Origin of the sequence: Paenibacillus mellifer, assembly GCF_023195895.1 — a bacterium.
GTDB classification, from domain to species: Bacteria; Bacillota; Bacilli; order Paenibacillales; family Paenibacillaceae; genus Fontibacillus; species Fontibacillus mellifer.
In genome coordinates this window covers 14962-31860 of sequence record NZ_JALPRK010000013.1, presented here as the reverse complement: position 1 = coordinate 31860, position 16899 = coordinate 14962, and the positions used below count along the sequence as shown (strand labels likewise).

General features: G+C 54.2%; 15 protein-coding genes. 12 read left to right on the top strand and 3 right to left on the bottom strand.

Annotation, left to right across the window (positions count from 1 at the left end):
* Positions 1 to 10 precede the first annotated feature (10 nt).
* Positions 11 to 421 (top strand): discoidin domain-containing protein, encoded by a 411-nt coding sequence (locus tag M0651_RS14525; RefSeq protein WP_248552559.1) that lies wholly within the window; start codon positions 11 to 13, stop codon positions 419 to 421.
* Between the two features lie 64 nt (positions 422 to 485).
* On the opposite strand, the gene M0651_RS14520 is transcribed toward M0651_RS14525, so the two are convergent.
* Positions 486 to 3827: a DEAD/DEAH box helicase gene (locus tag M0651_RS14520; RefSeq protein ID WP_248552466.1), complete on the bottom strand. Its 3342-nt coding sequence runs from the start codon at positions 3825 to 3827 to the stop codon at positions 486 to 488.
* 175 nt (positions 3828 to 4002) lie between these two features.
* On the opposite strand from M0651_RS14520, the gene M0651_RS14515 reads away from it, so the two are divergent.
* From M0651_RS14515 to M0651_RS14470, 10 genes are all read left to right on the top strand, one after another.
* A complete protein-coding gene (locus tag M0651_RS14515; protein ID WP_248552465.1) occupies positions 4003 to 4713 on the top strand; it encodes an FHA domain-containing protein in 711 nt (236 codons plus the stop codon).
* 32 nt (positions 4714 to 4745) lie between these two features.
* Positions 4746 to 5741 carry a glycerophosphodiester phosphodiesterase family protein gene (locus M0651_RS14510; protein ID WP_248552464.1) on the top strand — a complete coding sequence of 332 codons (996 nt, stop codon included), beginning with the start codon at positions 4746 to 4748 and terminating at the stop codon, positions 5739 to 5741.
* A gap of 154 nt (positions 5742 to 5895) precedes the next feature.
* Positions 5896 to 6840, top strand: coding sequence for a hypothetical protein (locus M0651_RS14505; protein WP_248552463.1), 945 nt, complete (start codon positions 5896 to 5898; stop codon positions 6838 to 6840).
* A gap of 92 nt (positions 6841 to 6932) precedes the next feature.
* Entirely contained in the window at positions 6933 to 7682 is a 750-nt protein-coding gene (locus tag M0651_RS14500) for an ABC transporter ATP-binding protein (RefSeq protein ID WP_248552462.1), read from the top strand.
* A complete protein-coding gene (locus tag M0651_RS14495) occupies positions 7663 to 8412 on the top strand; it encodes a DUF2705 family protein (protein ID WP_248552461.1) in 750 nt (249 codons plus the stop codon). The genes M0651_RS14500 and M0651_RS14495 overlap by 20 nt, the downstream gene beginning before the upstream one ends.
* 26 nt (positions 8413 to 8438) lie before the next feature.
* Positions 8439 to 9962, top strand: coding sequence for a sensor histidine kinase (locus M0651_RS14490; protein WP_248552460.1), 1524 nt, complete (start codon positions 8439 to 8441; stop codon positions 9960 to 9962).
* Complete coding sequence (locus M0651_RS14485; RefSeq protein WP_248552459.1) at positions 9959 to 10651, top strand: response regulator transcription factor; 693 nt, start codon at positions 9959 to 9961, stop codon at positions 10649 to 10651. Before M0651_RS14490 ends, M0651_RS14485 begins: the two co-directional genes overlap by 4 nt.
* 203 nt (positions 10652 to 10854) lie before the next feature.
* On the top strand, positions 10855 to 11907 hold the full coding sequence (locus M0651_RS14480; protein ID WP_248552458.1) for an ABC transporter ATP-binding protein: 1053 nt from the start codon (positions 10855 to 10857) through the stop codon (positions 11905 to 11907).
* Positions 11900 to 12703, top strand: coding sequence for an ABC transporter permease (locus M0651_RS14475; protein ID WP_248552457.1), 804 nt, complete (start codon positions 11900 to 11902; stop codon positions 12701 to 12703). Before M0651_RS14480 ends, M0651_RS14475 begins: the two co-directional genes overlap by 8 nt.
* Positions 12704 to 12709: 6 nt before the next feature.
* Positions 12710 to 13495 carry an ABC transporter permease gene (locus M0651_RS14470; RefSeq protein ID WP_248552456.1) on the top strand — a complete coding sequence of 262 codons (786 nt, stop codon included), beginning with the start codon at positions 12710 to 12712 and terminating at the stop codon, positions 13493 to 13495.
* Positions 13496 to 13654: 159 nt separating this feature from the next.
* Here the strand turns inward: M0651_RS14470 and M0651_RS14465 are convergent, their stop codons facing one another.
* Positions 13655 to 14704, bottom strand: coding sequence for a FecCD family ABC transporter permease (locus tag M0651_RS14465; RefSeq protein ID WP_248552455.1), 1050 nt, complete (start codon positions 14702 to 14704; stop codon positions 13655 to 13657).
* A complete protein-coding gene (locus tag M0651_RS14460) occupies positions 14704 to 15684 on the bottom strand; it encodes a FecCD family ABC transporter permease (protein ID WP_248552454.1) in 981 nt (326 codons plus the stop codon). The genes M0651_RS14465 and M0651_RS14460 overlap by 1 nt, the downstream gene beginning before the upstream one ends.
* A gap of 195 nt (positions 15685 to 15879) precedes the next feature.
* Here M0651_RS14460 and M0651_RS14455 point away from each other — a divergent pair, with 195 nt between their 5' ends.
* Positions 15880 to 16899, top strand: coding sequence for an ABC transporter substrate-binding protein (locus M0651_RS14455; protein ID WP_248552453.1), 1020 nt, complete (start codon positions 15880 to 15882; stop codon positions 16897 to 16899).

The window sequence follows — 16899 nt, the reverse complement described above, 5'->3', positions numbered from 1 at the left end:
CGGCTCACCGGTGCCGGAAGCGCCAAATTTGGCGCTAAACAAATCAGCCGTCTCCAGCACGGACGAAGGCGTTGGGTTTGAGGCGGGCAAAGCGCTGGACGGTAACCAAATCACGAGATGGGCCAGCCGGGAGGGCAATGATCCCGAATGGATTTACGTGGATTTAGGATCGGTACAGCAAATCACCGGGGTCAAATTGCGCTGGGAGGTAGCATACGCCAAGCGATATAAGATCGAAATCTCCACCGACAGCGGATCTCCAGAGCATTGGCAAGAGGTGTATTCGACCGCAAGCGGGAACGGAGGACTCGACGAGATTCCGCTGGCTCCGCAGGCGGCGAGGTATGTTCGCATGTACGGCATCGAACGGGGGACACCGTACGGCTATTCGCTTTACGAGTTCGAGATTACGGGGCAGTAAAAATAAGAGGGTTCGAGTCCGCCATTTCAGTTTGGCGGTCTCGAACCCTTATTTGCGTCGTAAACTATATCATCAGAATTTCGCGAATTTCCTGCTCAGTGAGGGCGGATAACGTTTCCTGCCCAGGCTTCAGCACCTCTTCAACGAGGTTTTTTTTCTTTTGCTGCAGCTCGTACATTTTGTCCTCCACGGTGCCTTGCGCGACCAGACGGATGACCTGAACGATCTTCTTCTGCCCGATCCGATGGGCCCGGTCAGCGGCTTGTTGCTCGACGGCGGGGTTCCACCATAAATCATAGAGAATGACAGTATCCGCACCGGTCAGATTCAAGCCGGTGCCGCCGGCCTTCAGCGAGATGAGGAACATGTCGCGCTCACCGTCGTTATATCGGTTGCAGAGCTCCACCCGTTCGGCCGCCGGGGTCTTTCCGTCGAGATAGAAGAAAGGCAACCCCCGATAACCCAGCTCACGGCCGATAAGCCCAAGCATCTCCGTAAATTGGGAGAAGATCAACACACGTTTGCCGGCACTCTGGCATTCCTCAATCATTTCCATCAGTTGATCAAACTTCGCCGAACCGCCGTCATAGCCGTCAACGAACAGCGACGGGTGACAGCAAAGCTGCCGCAGCCGGGTTAATCCGGCTAGAATGCGAATGCGGTTTTGACCGAAAGTGTCCTCGTCCAAATGCTTGAGTGTCTCCTGCTGCAGCTTGGCCAAATAGGCAAGGTACAACTTCTTTTGTTCCGGGAGCAGCTCGGACGCCTGGAGGGACTCGATTTTCTCCGGAAGCTCCTTGAGCACGTCGATTTTCAACCGCCGTAAGAGGAAGGGGCGAATTCGCTTCGCCACCGTCTCCCGGGACAGATCGTTAAACGCTTGTCGGCTCGGGAATAAATCGGGAAACACCGCGCTGAAAATGGACCATAGCTCCTCCAGCGAGTTCTCCACCGGAGTGCCGGTTAAGGCGAAACGGTATTTCGCCTGCAAGCTCTTCACCGCTTGGGCCGTTTGGCTGGCGTAATTTTTGAAGCTTTGGGCTTCGTCCAGGATCAACGTATGGAACGACAACTCGGCAAATTGCTCGATATCGCGGCGCAGCAGCGGGTAGGAGGTGATGATCACGTCGGCCTGCGACGCCTCGCGCAGCGTCCGCACCCGTTCGGCTTTGCTCCCATCGGCGATGACCGCCTTAATGTCCGGGGCAAATTTCGTGAGTTCGTTTCGCCAGTTATATATGAGTGAAGCCGGGGAGACGACCAGTGCCGGCTGTCCGGATTCGGCGATTTCCGGTAATACGGAGACGAGGAAGGCGATGCTTTGCAGCGTCTTCCCAAGTCCCATGTCGTCGGCGAGAATGCCGCCAAAGCAATAGTGGGCTAACGTCTTTAGCCATTGATAGCCGTGGACTTGGTAATCGCGCAGCACTTCGGAGAGCTGCGGCGGCACCGGGAAGTCCAGATTCCCGGGTTGCTGCAAGTTATGCAGCAGCTCTCGGTAGGCCTTGCCGAGCTTCACTGGACTGCCTTGTCCATGCTCGTCCCGGATATGCAATCCCCGGAGAACCGGCAGCCGGAACTCCGGTCCGTGGATCTCGCTTTGACGCAAGCCAAACTCGTTCAGGAAACGGACGATATCTTGGAATTCTTCGCTTTCCAATGGCATCAGCGCCCCGTTGGGCATCCGGTAATAGCGACGTTTCTCCTCCAGCGCCTCCAGCAGGCCGCGGATTTCGGATTCGCCGATCCCGGTCATGCTGAATCGGAACTCGAGCCAATCCGTACGCTCGTCCACCTCTACAGAGATTTTCGGCGGGCGGAGGTCAGAAATGAGTCGCGTCTTCACGGCGGAGGTGGCATAGATTTCCGCCAGCTTCTCAAGCTCTGGCATGACATGGTACAGGAACTCGTATTCCGCTTCCTCATCGTCGAGGAAATAGGCGCTTTCCGTCTTCGCAAACAAACCGGACTCCAGCAAGTCCAGAATTTGCCGCTCTCGTTCACTGTCGCGCAGGAGAATCAAATCGGTCCCTCTCTTAGGACCATGCTCTTCCAAGGGGTTAAACACAACATCTCCATATTGAAATTCCAAGCCGGCCAGCAGCCGATCCTTGACCCGGTCAAGATACAAGCGGGCTTTGAGTTGGGTTCGCACCATCCGGCTGGCTACCTTGTCTTCGACATTTACGGTCCCCAGCTTAAGCAGTCCAGGCAACACCCGTTCAACAAACGGCTCGATTTGGTCGGGAGAAATCAAGATGTGTTGCTTGCGTGCGGTGGCGAGCATGTGCTTCATCTCGGCAAGCCGCCGAGTTTGCGCGGGTGGCCGCCGGATCAGCTTGCCTTCCGACAGAATGACACCGTAGGCATCCATCACTGTCACGTCGTCGAGGCCCTGAGCGGAAAATTGATAACTCTCATCCCCAGCCTGACCGAGATCAAAGCTTAATGGCAGCGGTTCGTTTGTTACCGTAAGGCCCGGCCAAATTTGACCGTCCTGTTCCAGCTGTACGAGCGGTGCCAGGGTCAGCAGAGGCAATAACCCGTCCCAAAAAAATGGAGGTACCGGCAGCAAACGATCGGAGTGCCCGTAAGATTTGGCCGTGTAGCCCCCTAAGCTCTCCTGGTACATTTGTTCATTTCGCTGGATTTCCGCCAGTTTCTGCAGGATCGCTTCATCCTCCGGTTTGAAGGCGTAACGTTCCGGGTCGTAGTTAAAATGCTTGGAGAAGCTGTACGGCTCACGTCGTGAGAGTTTATCGAGGAAATCCCGAATGTTCTTGACGATATAAAGCCGTCTCTCGCCGATCTTTAACTCCAGTCCAAACAGATATTTGCGGTATCCGTACGGCAACGGACGGAGCGTAAATTCCGCTTCCAGCGGCGTTCGCTGATCGAATCTCAAGCCGGTCCGCAGCGGAGGCTGAGCGTTCTCTTCGAACAGACGCATCATGTCGCGTGCGATCCAGATATCACGGGAGGGGATGTCGCCGGGTTGTTTCTTCTGCAGCTCGCTTAGAGATCCGTTCCAAGTGTCCCCCGCGAAATTCAGGTCGTCGCCCTGCGTCCAGTCCTCATGCTGTAATGAGGGGGAAGGACGAACAGGTGCCTTGCCGCCTTGCAGCATGTCATGAATTCCCAGCAAGACGGCGGCGATATGTTTGCAATAGTTGTTATAGGAGTAGAAGGCGGGGCAATTACATTCCGCATGCACGTCGCCATGTTGATCGATCTGCAGCGCGACATGATAGTGACCGGTCCCGGACACCGCCGCTTCATAAACGCGGGAGCTGTGGTCCATTCGGAGAAAGGTAACTTTACCGGTTCGGTAATAGGCTTCTCCGCGCTCGTAAGAGATCCGGCCGCATAACAATTTGATGACGCGCTGCGTTAATTGAAAGCTCATGGACTGATTCCTCTCTCGTTCATTTCCGTTCGTCAAGTGTTCGCCTTTTGTTCTCCTCTTATGATAACAGAAAAACGCGGGTTGAAAAACGAGTGGTTCTATCAGCCAGCTGTGAGGATAATATCACTGCGGTTGCCATATTCTTCGCCCGTCCCTTAAGATAAGATGATGATGGATGATAAAATGGAGGGGACTAGGTGTGGATACCTTTGCCTGTATTTATATTCTTCGCGGCGACCCGTTTCGTCCGGGAACCTGCTTGTATCTGGATCAAGATGTGACGGAAATCGGTCGCACTTCTTCGGATAACTTTCCGGATATGGCGTTTACGAACATTTTTATTTCCCGCAAGCATTTATTGATTCGGAAGGAAGGGGACCGGGCAGTTGCTTACGATATGGGAAGCCGTCATGGCACGGAGCTGAACGGGGTGCGGATGATCGCGCATGCCCCTTACGTACTTGAAACAAACGATATCTTGAAATTGGCACGGGGTACGAGCGTACTGCATTTCTCCTATTCGCCTGGGGAACAGACGCTGGAGTTTGAGCCGGTCGTTAGCTCGGCGCACCCGGAGCCGATAGAGGGACCCGTTACGATTCATTGGGAGAAACGGGAGTGTGTCGTGGATGGGGTCAAAATTTCGATGTCGGAAAAAGAATATTTGCTGCTGAAACTGCTGCATGAGCACCCGAATCGTCTGGTGACGATTCATGACATCAAGCAGAAGGTGTGGTACGACCGCAATCCTGGCCCGGACGGGCTGCCGGATGTGACGATCGACGAGCTAACGACGCTGATCTACCGGATTCGCAAGAAATTCGGTCGAGACACGTTCCAGATCAATGCGATCCGAGGGAGCGGATATATTTTAGAGACAGAGTAAGAATTGGATGGGGAGGATCGGGGGGGATTGGTTTGCGTAGGTTCAAAAATATCTTTAGAACGAGAACGTTTTGGATCGTGCTTGTCTTTATCGCATTTGTCTACTTGAACAATACGCCGCATTTGATCGCCGCTCGCGGCGGTGAGGCGAAGCTGTTAGCCCATCGCGGGCTAGCGCAAACCTTCCCGATGGAGGGAATTGAGAATGATACATGTACGGCCGAGCGGATTTACGAGCCGGAGCACGAATATCTGGAGAACACGCTGCCTTCCATGGAAGCGGCGTTTGCGGCAGGCGCGGATATGGTGGAGCTGGATCTGAAGCCAACCAAGGACGGGCAGTTCGCCGTGTTCCACGATTGGACCTTGGATTGCCGTACCCATGCCGAAGGAACGACCAAAGACTATACGATGGCTGAGCTGAAAATGCTGGACATCGGGTACGGATATACGGCCGATCAAGGCAAGACATATCCGTTCCGCGGCAAAGGCGTTGGGCTGATGCCGTCGTTACCCGAGGTTGTGGAGCATTTTCCTGGCAAAGCCTTATTGCTTCACATCAAAAGCGACGATCCTGAAGAAGGCAAGCAGCTGGCAGCCTACCTTTCGACCCTGTCCAAGGAGGAGCGGGCCTTGCTGACCATTTATGGCGGTGACCAGCCCATCGCGGTCTTGAAGGAACAGCTGCCGGAGATGCGGGTCATGTCTAAAGCGACGTTAAAGCAATGTATGCTCTCCTATGAAGCTTCCGGCTGGTCGGGTTACATCCCGGACGCTTGCCGTAACACAGAGCTGCATATTCCCGAGAAAATAGCGCCCTGGTTGTGGGGCTGGCCGGATAAATTCCTGAGCCGCATGGAACGAGCAAACACGCGCGTCATCGTGGTTGGCGGCGACGGCAGCGACTTCTCCAGCGGCTTCGATACGCTGGAGGATGTCAAACGTCTGCCGGCGGGGTATACCGGTTGGATTTGGACCAACCGGATTGATCGAATTGCAGCAGCGGTGCGAAGAGATACTCCCGATTGAGAATAACAACAAGTGAATGGCCGTCCCAAAGTCTGAAAAAATCGACTTTAGGACGGCTTTTTTATACTTTTTTTAGAATTCGTTTAGAAGCGCTTTAGAGCCGGGGGCTAAGCTAATAAAGGAAAGACCAAACCATACGGAAAGGAAGAAGAAGATGAATCAAAAATGGATGAAGCGTGGAGCGGTGTTCGGAATCGGGGCCGCCCTGCTGCTCGGCAGCGGATTGTCTGCCATGGCGGGAACGTCCGGGTACGAAACCTACAAGTCCGCGATCAAGCAGACGTATGCTGCGTCAAGCTTGACTAACCAAGGAAGCATTGTAGTGACCGACAACGGCAAGACGATTGCGAACGCGAAGCTGGAGGTCAAGCTTAACAAAGAGAAGAACACCCTGAGCGCGGATATCGAGGTGACTGGAGCTTCGGGAACCCAAACGTTCCAGGCGTATAAGCAAGACGGAAAAATGGTGTTCGTCGGCGGCGACGATGCCGATATTTATCGGGTTCTGCCACTTGCAGAAGATGAACAGCGGTTCCACGATGGGGACTTTGATCCTCCGCAGCATGCAGAGCAGTTGATGGAGGCTTTGATAGGCAACATCACGGATTTGGCTACGGTGCAGGAGCTGCCGTCGGGCGGCAAACAAACGTCGCTGCATTTAACCGGCAGCCAAATTCCAGCAATTGTGCAAGCAGTAGGTTCCCTCGCAGCCGGACATATGGCAGCGGCTGACCAGATGATGGCCGAAGGCGGCCAGAATGCGCACATGGGTCATGGCATGACCGGAGCGCCCTCTGACGAGATGATGTCGATGCATCCTTCTCTGACGGATTTCGATATTCCGGCTTTAACGAAGGACGTGAAGGTGGAGGATATCCGTTTTGACGCGGAGATCAACAAGGAACAATATGTAGAACACCAGCAAGGACAGATGATTGTCCGGGGAACAGACGAGGCGGGTCAAACACATGAACTCGTCGTCAAAGCCAGCTTTGATCTATCCGGGTTTGGACAAACAACGCCGGATACCGTGGACTTGAGCGGGAAGCAGGTTGAAACGATCGAGCGCCAAGAACATATGCCACGTTGGCATCGATAATCACGTTGGCATCGATAATAAAGAAGTTACCGGGTGTCGGGCCAGGCGGCCCGGCATCGTTTTCTAGAATGGATCGATAGGAGTTGATGGATGTGGAGACGATTTTGGAGGCACAAGGGGTAAGCAAACGTTTCGGCAATGGACGCGGAATCGGCCAGATAAGTCTTACCGTCAATGCCGGGGACATCGTTGGCTTGTTCGGGCAAAACGGGGCCGGAAAAACAACCATGCTCAAGGCGGTGACGGGTTTATGCCGACCTGACGAAGGCACGATCCGGCTGTTCGGCTTCGATCTGAATACACACTTCGAACAGGCAATGACCCGAGTAGGTTGCGTGATCGAGGCGGCGGATGCGTACGACTATATGACAGGGAAGCAGAACCTTCGTCAGGCCGCCCGCTACTATCCGGATGTGCCGGCTTCGCGGATCGAGGAAGTATTGGAAATGACGGGGTTGGCGCCTTATCAGAACGAACGGGCGAAGCACTACTCGTTAGGGATGAAGCAGCGACTAGCGCTGGCGGCAGCCTTACTACCGGAGCCGCGGCTCGTGATCCTTGATGAACCGACGAACGGCCTGGATATCGAAGGAATGGTCGAGCTTCGCGGAACGATCGCCAGGTTGGCACGTGAAGAGGGGATTGCCTTTCTGATCTCCAGCCATATGCTAAGCCATCTTGAGCCGATCGTGACTACGGTTGGAATCCTTCACCGTGGGGACTTGATACGTTTTGGCCGCCGTTTTGAATTGGTGCCGCCGGACGTGACATTAGAAGATTATTATTTGGAGGCGATTCAATCAGGGAAAGGAGAAGATGTACATGAACGCACTGCTGGCTAGCTGGCGAAACGAGGTGGAGAAACTGTGGCTGCGAAAAAGAACCAAGGCGGTTCTGGCGCTGGCCATCCTTGTCCCTGTGGTTTTAACATTGGGCATCTCATCTCTTGGCCGTATGATGGGGCTATCTTCAGCGCTGGGCGGCCAGGTCTCTATCATCACCCTGAATTTGCTGACCGGATTCCTGCTGCCCCTGTATTTGTTTATCTCGGCCGCCGATTTATTTCCTGGCGAAACAGCCGCGCGAACGATGAAATTAACTCTGGTGCGTCCGGTGACCCGCGCCAAGCTGTTCGCAGCCAAGGCTTTGGCGCTTGGCTCAGCTGCTGCCGCGATCTTGGTCGTTGCCGGAGTGGCTTCCGCGATATGCGGTTTGCTGACCATCTCATCCTCATCGATGCTGGAATGGACGGATAGCCTGATCGCCTATGTGGTGTCCGTTGTTCCGATGGCGGCACTTAGTCTCATCGCCGTATGGGTTGCGATGTTCTTCTCGAGCAGCGCCGCGGCCCTGGGCTCCATGATTCTTGTTTTTGCCGCCGCGAAGCTGCTGCCGGTCTTGTTCCCGGCACTTGCGATTTGGTCGCCGTTTGCCTACACGGATTGGTACGCGTTATGGGTGGGCAGTGGAGCCGGGAACGGCAAATTGCTGCAATCGTTTTTCATTTTGCTGGCTTATAGTATGATGGCATATGTAAGCAGCGTCACCCGCTTTGAACGCAAGTCATTCTGAGATTTCCTTGAAAGGAACGGCCGCTGATGACGATCCGGTTAAGACTGATATTATCTTACATTGCGATGGTGTTGATCCCCATATTTCTGACGCTGCTCACCGCTATGGTGCTGACGCGCGTCTTCTTCGGCACGGAGGATACCTCTGTCCGCGGTGGAGACGGCTTTCAGTTCCATGGACATGCGCTGTCAGAATTTTGGGAGAAGATCAACGAACGTGAACAGCTGATGAACGGCGTCAAGTTCGTTGCCGAGCAGGATCCCGAATTGTTGGCTGACCCGAATTTCCTAGCGGATACGGGGGAGACGCTGCGGGAACTTCAAGCGGGACTCGTGATCGTCAGAAACGGTGAAGTGACTTATGCTTCCGCCGATGTGGATCAAGAATATTTAGAAGCGGAATTAGCTCGGATCGATACGGCTCAGGAAGGGCATTCAAGATGGATGATGAGCCGAGGGCCGGAAGTTGGGGGCCGCTATACGGCTGAGCGCGTGGATTTTACCTTTGACGACCAAGGCGTGGGAACGCTATACCTTTTATCCGATTTAAATCCGCTGCTCGGCAAAATGTCGCGGTTTATGCCACTGATGTTTTTTTCGTTGCTGGTTATTGTTGCATTTACGAACTTGCTGCTAACGTTTTTTGTATCCCGCAGCATTCTTCGGCCCTTGTACACGCTGAAACGCGCGGCGGAACGGATTAAGGAAGGCGAGCTGGATCATCCTCTCCTGATGCAGCGCAAGGATGAATTCGGTGAAGTGGGGGAAGCTTTCGAGGAGATGCGCGAGCGACTGAAGCATTCCATCCATTTGCAGCTCCAGTACGAGGAGAACCGCAAGGAAATGCTGTCTAATATTTCACATGATCTGAAAACCCCGATCACCGGAATTAAAGCATGCGTCGAGGGGTTGCGCGACCGTGTGGCCGATACGGAGGAGAAACGCAACAAATACATCACGATGATCGGACAAAAAGCGGATGATATGGACCGGATGATTGAGGAACTGTTTTTGTTCTCCAAGCTGGATCTGAAGCGCCTGCCATTTGACTTTGAACCGGTGGATGTACTGGGATTCCTGCAGAGCTGCAGCGAAGAGTTGAAAGCCGACCCGCGTTTTGCACAGGTGCAGATTGAACTTATCACCGCCGTAGAGGGTCCGCTGTATGCCATCGCCGATCGGGATAAACTCAAGCGGGTACTCATGAATATTGCGGACAACAGTTTGCATTATATGAATAAGCCCGACCAACGCTTGTCCCTGGAGCTCGAAGCTAGTCCTCGTGAGGCTCTCGTACGCATCCGAGACAATGGAGCAGGCATAGATGAAGCGGCATTACCAAAGGTATTCGAGCGGTTCTATCGCGCCGAAGCTTCACGGAGCAGCTCTAGCGGCCGCGGCGGCAGCGGTTTGGGCTTAGCCATCGTTCGGCAGATCATCGAGGCACACGGCGGCATCGTTCGAGCAGACAGCCGGGCCGGCGTAGGAACGGCTATCTCATTCACGCTGCCATTGCAGACATATTCACGGACGGGCGGTGAACGTAAATGAAACGGATATTAATTATTGAAGATGATCCTGTGATTGCGGAGGTGGAGCGGGATTATTTGCAGGCGAGCGGGTATGCGGCGGATATCGCCGTTAATGGAGATGAGGGGTTGAGGCGTGCTCTTTCGGAGCCGTACGACTTGCTTGTGCTCGACCTGATGTTACCAGGGGTGGACGGCTATGAAATCTGCAAGCAAGTACGGGAGGCCAAGGATATCCCCATCCTGATGGTCTCCGCCAAGAAGGAAGACATTGATAAAATCCGTGGACTCGGATTAGGCGCCGACGATTATGTGAGCAAGCCGTTCAGCGTGGGTGAGCTCATGGCCCGGATCAAGGCGCATCTAACGCGGTATGCTCGGTTAACGAACCAATCCCGCCCGGCTGACAAAGACGAACTTCGCATTCGCGGTTTGTATATCGATAAGATGTCGCGGAAGGTATCGGTAAACGGTGAAGAGCTTGCACTGACGGGTAAAGAATACGATTTGCTGCTGTTTATGGCGATGCACCCGAACCGGGTATTTTCCAAGGATGATCTATTCGAAAGAATATGGGGGATGGATTCGCTGGGAGACCTGGCTTCCGTCACCGTCTACATAAGCAAATTAAGAGAGAAAATCGAGCGTGATCCATCAAAGCCGCAGTTTATCGAGACGATCTGGGGCGTTGGTTATCGCTTCAACCTATAAGTGCTTCGGTTTGCTGTTTTGCATGATTATCCCTTTCTTTAAGGGAGCAAAGTCAAGGGACGTACGGGCGTGCTCTTGTTCTCTGATCAAAAGGGATAATGGTGGAAAGAGGGTATGGTGCTTTGTTGGAAGTTACTATATAATTTTTAGCGGACTATCATTTTCTATAACGGGTTCAAAATTTTCTATAAGTGAGGGATACCATGGCTGCCATTGAAGTGCGCGATTTGCGCAAGACATTTAAGGTGCAGAAAAACCGCGAAGGCCTCAAAGGGGCCTTTCTTGATTTATTCAAGCGGGAATACAACGAAGTGGCCGCCGTGAAAGATATCTCGTTTCAGATTCCGGAGGGGGAGATCTGCGGATATATCGGCGAGAACGGGGCTGGCAAGTCGACGACCATCAAAATGCTCACCGGCATTCTCGTGCCGACATCGGGGCATTTGAAAGTCGGTGGTTACGTGCCCTACGCCGAACGCGAGAAGTTCGTGCAGCATATCGGGGTTGTTTTCGGCCAGCGCAGCCAGCTCTGGTGGGACATCGGCGTAATCGAGTCGTTCGAGCTGCTGCGCAAGGTCTACCGCGTGCCACAGGACGAATACAAGAAACGTCTGGATGAGTTGGTGGAGCGCCTCCAGCTGCAGGAGCTGTTAAACCGCCCGGTTCGTAAGCTGAGCTTGGGCCAACGGATGCGCTGCGAGCTGGTTGCGGCGTTGCTGCATAATCCGTCGATTGTCTTCCTGGACGAGCCAACGATTGGTCTGGACATCGTGGTCAAATCGGAAATTCGCGATTTCCTAAAGGACATGAACCGTGAGTATGGCACGACAATACTGTTGACCACACATGATTTGCAGGATATCGAAGCACTGTGTTCCCGGGTCATCATGCTCGACGACGGCCGGATCATTTATGACGGCGGCTTGGAAGAGCTGAAGGACCGCTGGGGTACGGGCAAGGAGGTACTGTTCCAGTTCGGAACGGCCACCAAGCTCGACCAGCTGCGGGGATGGACGGGAGCGCAACCTGTGATCTGGACGGCGGAAAACGACCTGAACGCCAAAGTCTGGATTCCGCGGGATATCGGCGTCTCTGAGGTGCTGGGACAGGTTGTGGGTCAGGCGGATATCACCGACATCAAAATCATCGAAACCAACACCGACGAAATCGTACGCAGCATTTACCAATCCGGTTCGGCGGACAAACCGACGGACGCGGAAATGGAGAGCCAGGAAGGTGCGGTCATCCATGTCTAACCAATGGGGGGCGTACCTCGATTTTATCCGCATCCGGTTCTTGACGATGCTGGCGTATCGGGTGAACTATTATTCGGGCATTTTGATCTATTCGCTCAACATAGGGGTTTACTATTTTACGTGGAAGGCGATTTACGGAAGCGGCGGCGAGTTGGGTGGGTTTACCGCCTCGCAGATGACGACCTATCTGGCCGTATCCTGGATGGCACGGGCGTTTTATTTCAATAACCTGGACCGGGAGATCTCCACGGACATCCGCGACGGAAGCATCGCCATTCAATTCATCCGCCCTTATAACTACCTCATCGTCAAAATGATGCAAGGTTTCGGTGAAGGCATGTTCCGCTTCATCATGCTAATGGTTCCCGGTATGGCCATCGCCATGCTGTTATTTCCGGTCAAGCTGCCGACGGAGGCAAGCGCATGGATCGGTTTTCTCGTAATGTTATTCTTCAGCTTTCTGATCAACTCGCAGTTAAATGTCATCACAGGACTCATGTCCTTTTTCGTGGAAAATAACGAAGGCTTCATGCGCATGAAACGCGTAGTCGTCGATTTATTTTCGGGTTTGATTATTCCGATTAGCCTGTTTCCAGCGTGGCTTGGCGGTATCATGTCGTTCCTGCCATTCCAGGCGATCACGTATTTGCCGGGTTCGGTCTTCACCGGCCGGATTCAAGGGTCTTCGATCTGGAACGTGCTAGGCATTCAGGTCGTCTGGTTTGTTATCCTGCTCATACCGATGATTGGCTTATACCGTGCTTCGCGGAAACGCCTGTTCGTGCAAGGGGGTTAAGGAAGTATGTACTACTTGGGCCTCATGGGCGAATACTTGAAAAATTATATGAAAACCCGCATGACTTACCGCGCCGACTTCTGGGTGGAGGTCATCTCCGATTTGCTTTTTCAGGCGACTAACCTGATCTTTATCTTCGTGATCTTCATGCACACCAACAGTCTGGGCGGGTGGAGCGAAAGCGAAGTTGTGTTCGTATATGGCTTCTTCATGGTGCCGTTCGGTGTGTTTAGCTGCTTTGTTAACCTCTGGAATTTCAGCGAACGGTATATCGTCAAAGGCGAAATGGACCGGATCATGACACGTCCGGCGTATAACCTATTCCAGATCTTCCTGGAAAACGTCGATCCGCCGGCTCTCGTCGGCTCGATCATCGGGGGCATCATCATGGCGATCAGCGGCGGGCAGTTGGGACTTACCTTGGAATGGTGGACGATTCCTGCTATGCTGCTGTTTACGCTCAGCGCAGTAGCGATTTATACCGGAATCTATACAACGTTAACCTCGTTGTCGTTTTACTCCGATGCGCCAACCGGAATCCTGCCACTTATGTATAACGTGCAGGGGTATGGGCGTTACCCGGTGACGATTTACAACCGGGCGATTCAAGTGTTGTTGACCTGGATTTTGCCGTTTGCTTTCGTTGGCGTCTATCCAGCTTCGTTGTTCCTGGAACGCGAGGAGATGCGGCAAATGGCTTGGCTGACCCCACTGGTGGGCCTCGTATTCCTTGCGATCGGTTTGACTTCCTGGAATTACGGTGTTAAGCGGTACCGAGGGGCTGGGTCGTAAATCACACATCAATAAATTAAGCCGGCGTCCCTGAGGGGGCGCCGGCTTTCGTTCGCTAGGCGATTCAAATGCAAAAGTGCATTTCAATCTCGCAGAAAGGAGCTATTTAGGCGTACCAGATGTAAAATGCAGGCGATTATCGCTGTTTTGAGCTAAAGTTTAAAGCCGATTTCGGTTCCGGTACAGCAGCACCATAAAGAACGGTGCTCCGATGGCGGCTGTCAACACGCCGGCAGGCACGTCCCGGGGCAGAAAAGCCGTGCGGGCGACCAGATCCGCGACAAGCAGGATCAACGCTCCCAGCAATGCGCTGACCGGGAGCACGCCGGAAAACGACGGGCCGGTCAGCCGGCGGGCCATATGCGGCGCCATCAGTCCGATAAAGGCGATGGCGCCGCCGATCGCCACCGCGGCACCGGCGAGCGATACGCTGAGCACGATCAGCAGCAAGCGCTGCAGCTGTACGCGGGAGCCTACGCTGGTGGCGATATCGTCACCCAAGGCCTGGATGTTCACCTGGCGGGCTTGCAGCCAGGTCAAGATCAGCAGGACGGCCGTCCAAGGCAGCAGCGTCAGCACGTCGTTCTCCCAGGAGACGCCATAGATGCTGCCGGTCATGAACGTGAGCGACTGGTTGGCCTGCTGCATCGGTCCGGAGATAATCAGCATAAAGGACAGCGATTTGATGGCGGCGGATACGCCGATCCCGATGAGGATGATCCGCAGCGGGGATGCCCCCTTTTTCCAGGCTAAGACGTACAGCAACGCCGTGACGAGGAACGCGCCGAGAATCGACGCGAGCGGCATCCAGTGAATCGAAATCGTGCCTTGGAACAAGTAAATAAACAGAATGGCGCCGAGCGAAGCACCTTCGGTAATTCCTGCAACATCGGGCGAAGCCAGCGGGTTGCGGATGACGCCCTGTAAAATAGCCCCGGCCACGGCCAAGGAAGCCCCGACCAACACGGCAATCAGGATACGCGGCAGGCGGAGGTTGACTACGATGACCTGATCCCCGGGTTCGGCCATGCCGAATATGGATTTTAAAACGGTCAGGGGAGGGAGGTAGTGGCTGCTGATCCCTACGCTGATGACCATCATTCCCAGACATAGAACGGACAAGAGCAGGCATATCCACAAGGTTCTTTTCTTCTTCGCCTGCACGAGCGATTGAACGGGTAACACCGTAATTTTACCGGATTTGGCCATCAGTTCTTCACCCCTTTCCTGGCGATGTAAACGAAGAACGGGACGCCCAATATCGCGGTCATGACGCCGACCGGGATTTCCTTCGGCATGGCGATGTATCTGGAGCCGATGTCGGCGGACACGAGCAGTAGAGCCCCGGACAGGGCGCAATAAGGCAAAATCCAGCGGTGATCCGTTCCGACGAAATGGCGGATAATATGCGGAATGATGATGCCGACGAACGCGATCGGTCCGGCCACGGCCACGGAGCCCCCGGCCAGCAGGATCACGGCGGCTGCCGCCAACGTCTTGATCAGGCCAGTGCGTTGTCCAAGCCCTTGCGCCACGGTATCGCCCATGGCGAGCACGTTAAGTTGTCCCGCCAATAATAAGGCGATGATGATCCCGACTCCCATATAAGGAAGCACATTAAGGAGCTGATCCGTCCCCCGTCCCGCTACCGATCCGACCAGCCAGACGAGCACCTGGTCGAACATTTTGCCGTCGGACAGCATCAAGCCCTGGGTCAGCGAGGAGAAGAACGCCGCCATCGAAGCGCCGGCGAGCGTAATCTTCAGCGGCGTCATGCCGTCGCGTCCCAAGCTTCCGAGAAGGAACACTACCGAGCCGCTGAGGGCGGCACCGGTCAAGGCCACCCAGGTTAAGGCTTGCATTCCGGATAAGCCCAGCCATCCGGTGGCCAGGATGATAAAGAAAGCGGCCCCCGAATTAACGCCCAGCGTGCTGGGCGAAGCGATCGGGTTCCGGGTGATCACTTGCATCAGCGCGCCCGCAACAGCGAGGCAGGCTCCGACGGCGGCAGCGATAAAGGCGCGCGGCACGCGGGCCGTTTGAATGAGCAGGTGCTCGTTGCTGCCGTTCAGATGAACGAAGGATTCCCAGACGGCAGGGAAAGGGATGTCCGTCACGCCGAAGCTGATGCTACATACGAGCGCTGCGGCCAACGCCAAAGCGCAAACCAACAAGCCGAGTCCTTTCATGAGGTAGTTTCCCACTTTCCAGATCGAATAGATCATGTCCATTAAATCTTAGAAGATGGGGAAGACACTGTCAATGAGTATGAGAATCATTCTCTTCGTGTATTGACAAGCGGAAGGATCATGCCCTATATTCGTGAAGATGATAATCATTATCAATCTGTGCACGCAGACTCATTTTAAGGGGGAAATTGAATCATGAATCCAACTCGTAACCGCTCTATATGGTGGGCCTTCGTTGTGCTAGCGCTTGTGCTGGTTGTCACGGGCTGCGGGAATGGCGGAAATCAAGGAGCGTCCGGCAATGCCGATACGAACGGCAGCGCGGCGGCGGAGAACCAGGCGGGAAACAATAACGCGTCGGCCGAAGGCAAACGTATCGTGAAGCATGCGATGGGAGAGACCGAGATCGTCGGGACGCCGCAAAAAGTCGTCGTTTTGACCAATGAGGGAACGGAAGCGCTGTTGGCTTTGGGCATCAAGCCGGTTGGAGCGGTCCGCTCCTGGACAGGGGACCCCTGGTATCCGCATATTAAAGACGAGATGGAAGGGGTTACGGTCGTAGGCGAAGAAAGCCAACCGAACCTGGAGCTGATCGCCGGACTGCAGCCCGACCTCATCATCGGCAACAAGATGCGTCAGGAGAAGGTATACGAGCAATTACAGGCGATCGCTCCAACGGTGATGTCCGAGGACCTGCGAGGGAATTGGATGAACAACTTCAAGCTCTATGCGGAAGCGTTGGGACAAACCGATAAAGGCAACGAGCTGCTGGGCGCTTTCGAAACGCGGATCGCGGACTTTAAAGCCAAAGCCGGCGATAAGGCGAAAGAAACCGTATCGGTCGTCCGGTTCATGGACGGGAAAACGCGCGTCTACCATACGAACACGTTCTCCGGCATTATTTTTGAACAGCTGGGCCTGGCCCGAAATCAGATGACGCTGAACGCCAAGGATACGTTCGTCGATGAGATTACCAAAGAACGGCTGCCGGAAGTGGATGCCGACCGGTTGTTCTACTTTACCTATGAGACGGGCGACGGCAAAGCGAATCAAACTGAACTGGACTGGACAAACGACCCGTTGTGGAAAAATTTGAACGTCGTCAAGAACGGAAAGACCTACAAAGTCGACGATGCGATCTGGAACACGGCCGGCGGCATCAAAGCAGCTAATCTGCTGCTTGACGAGCTTTATAAAATCTATGAACTAGAGTAA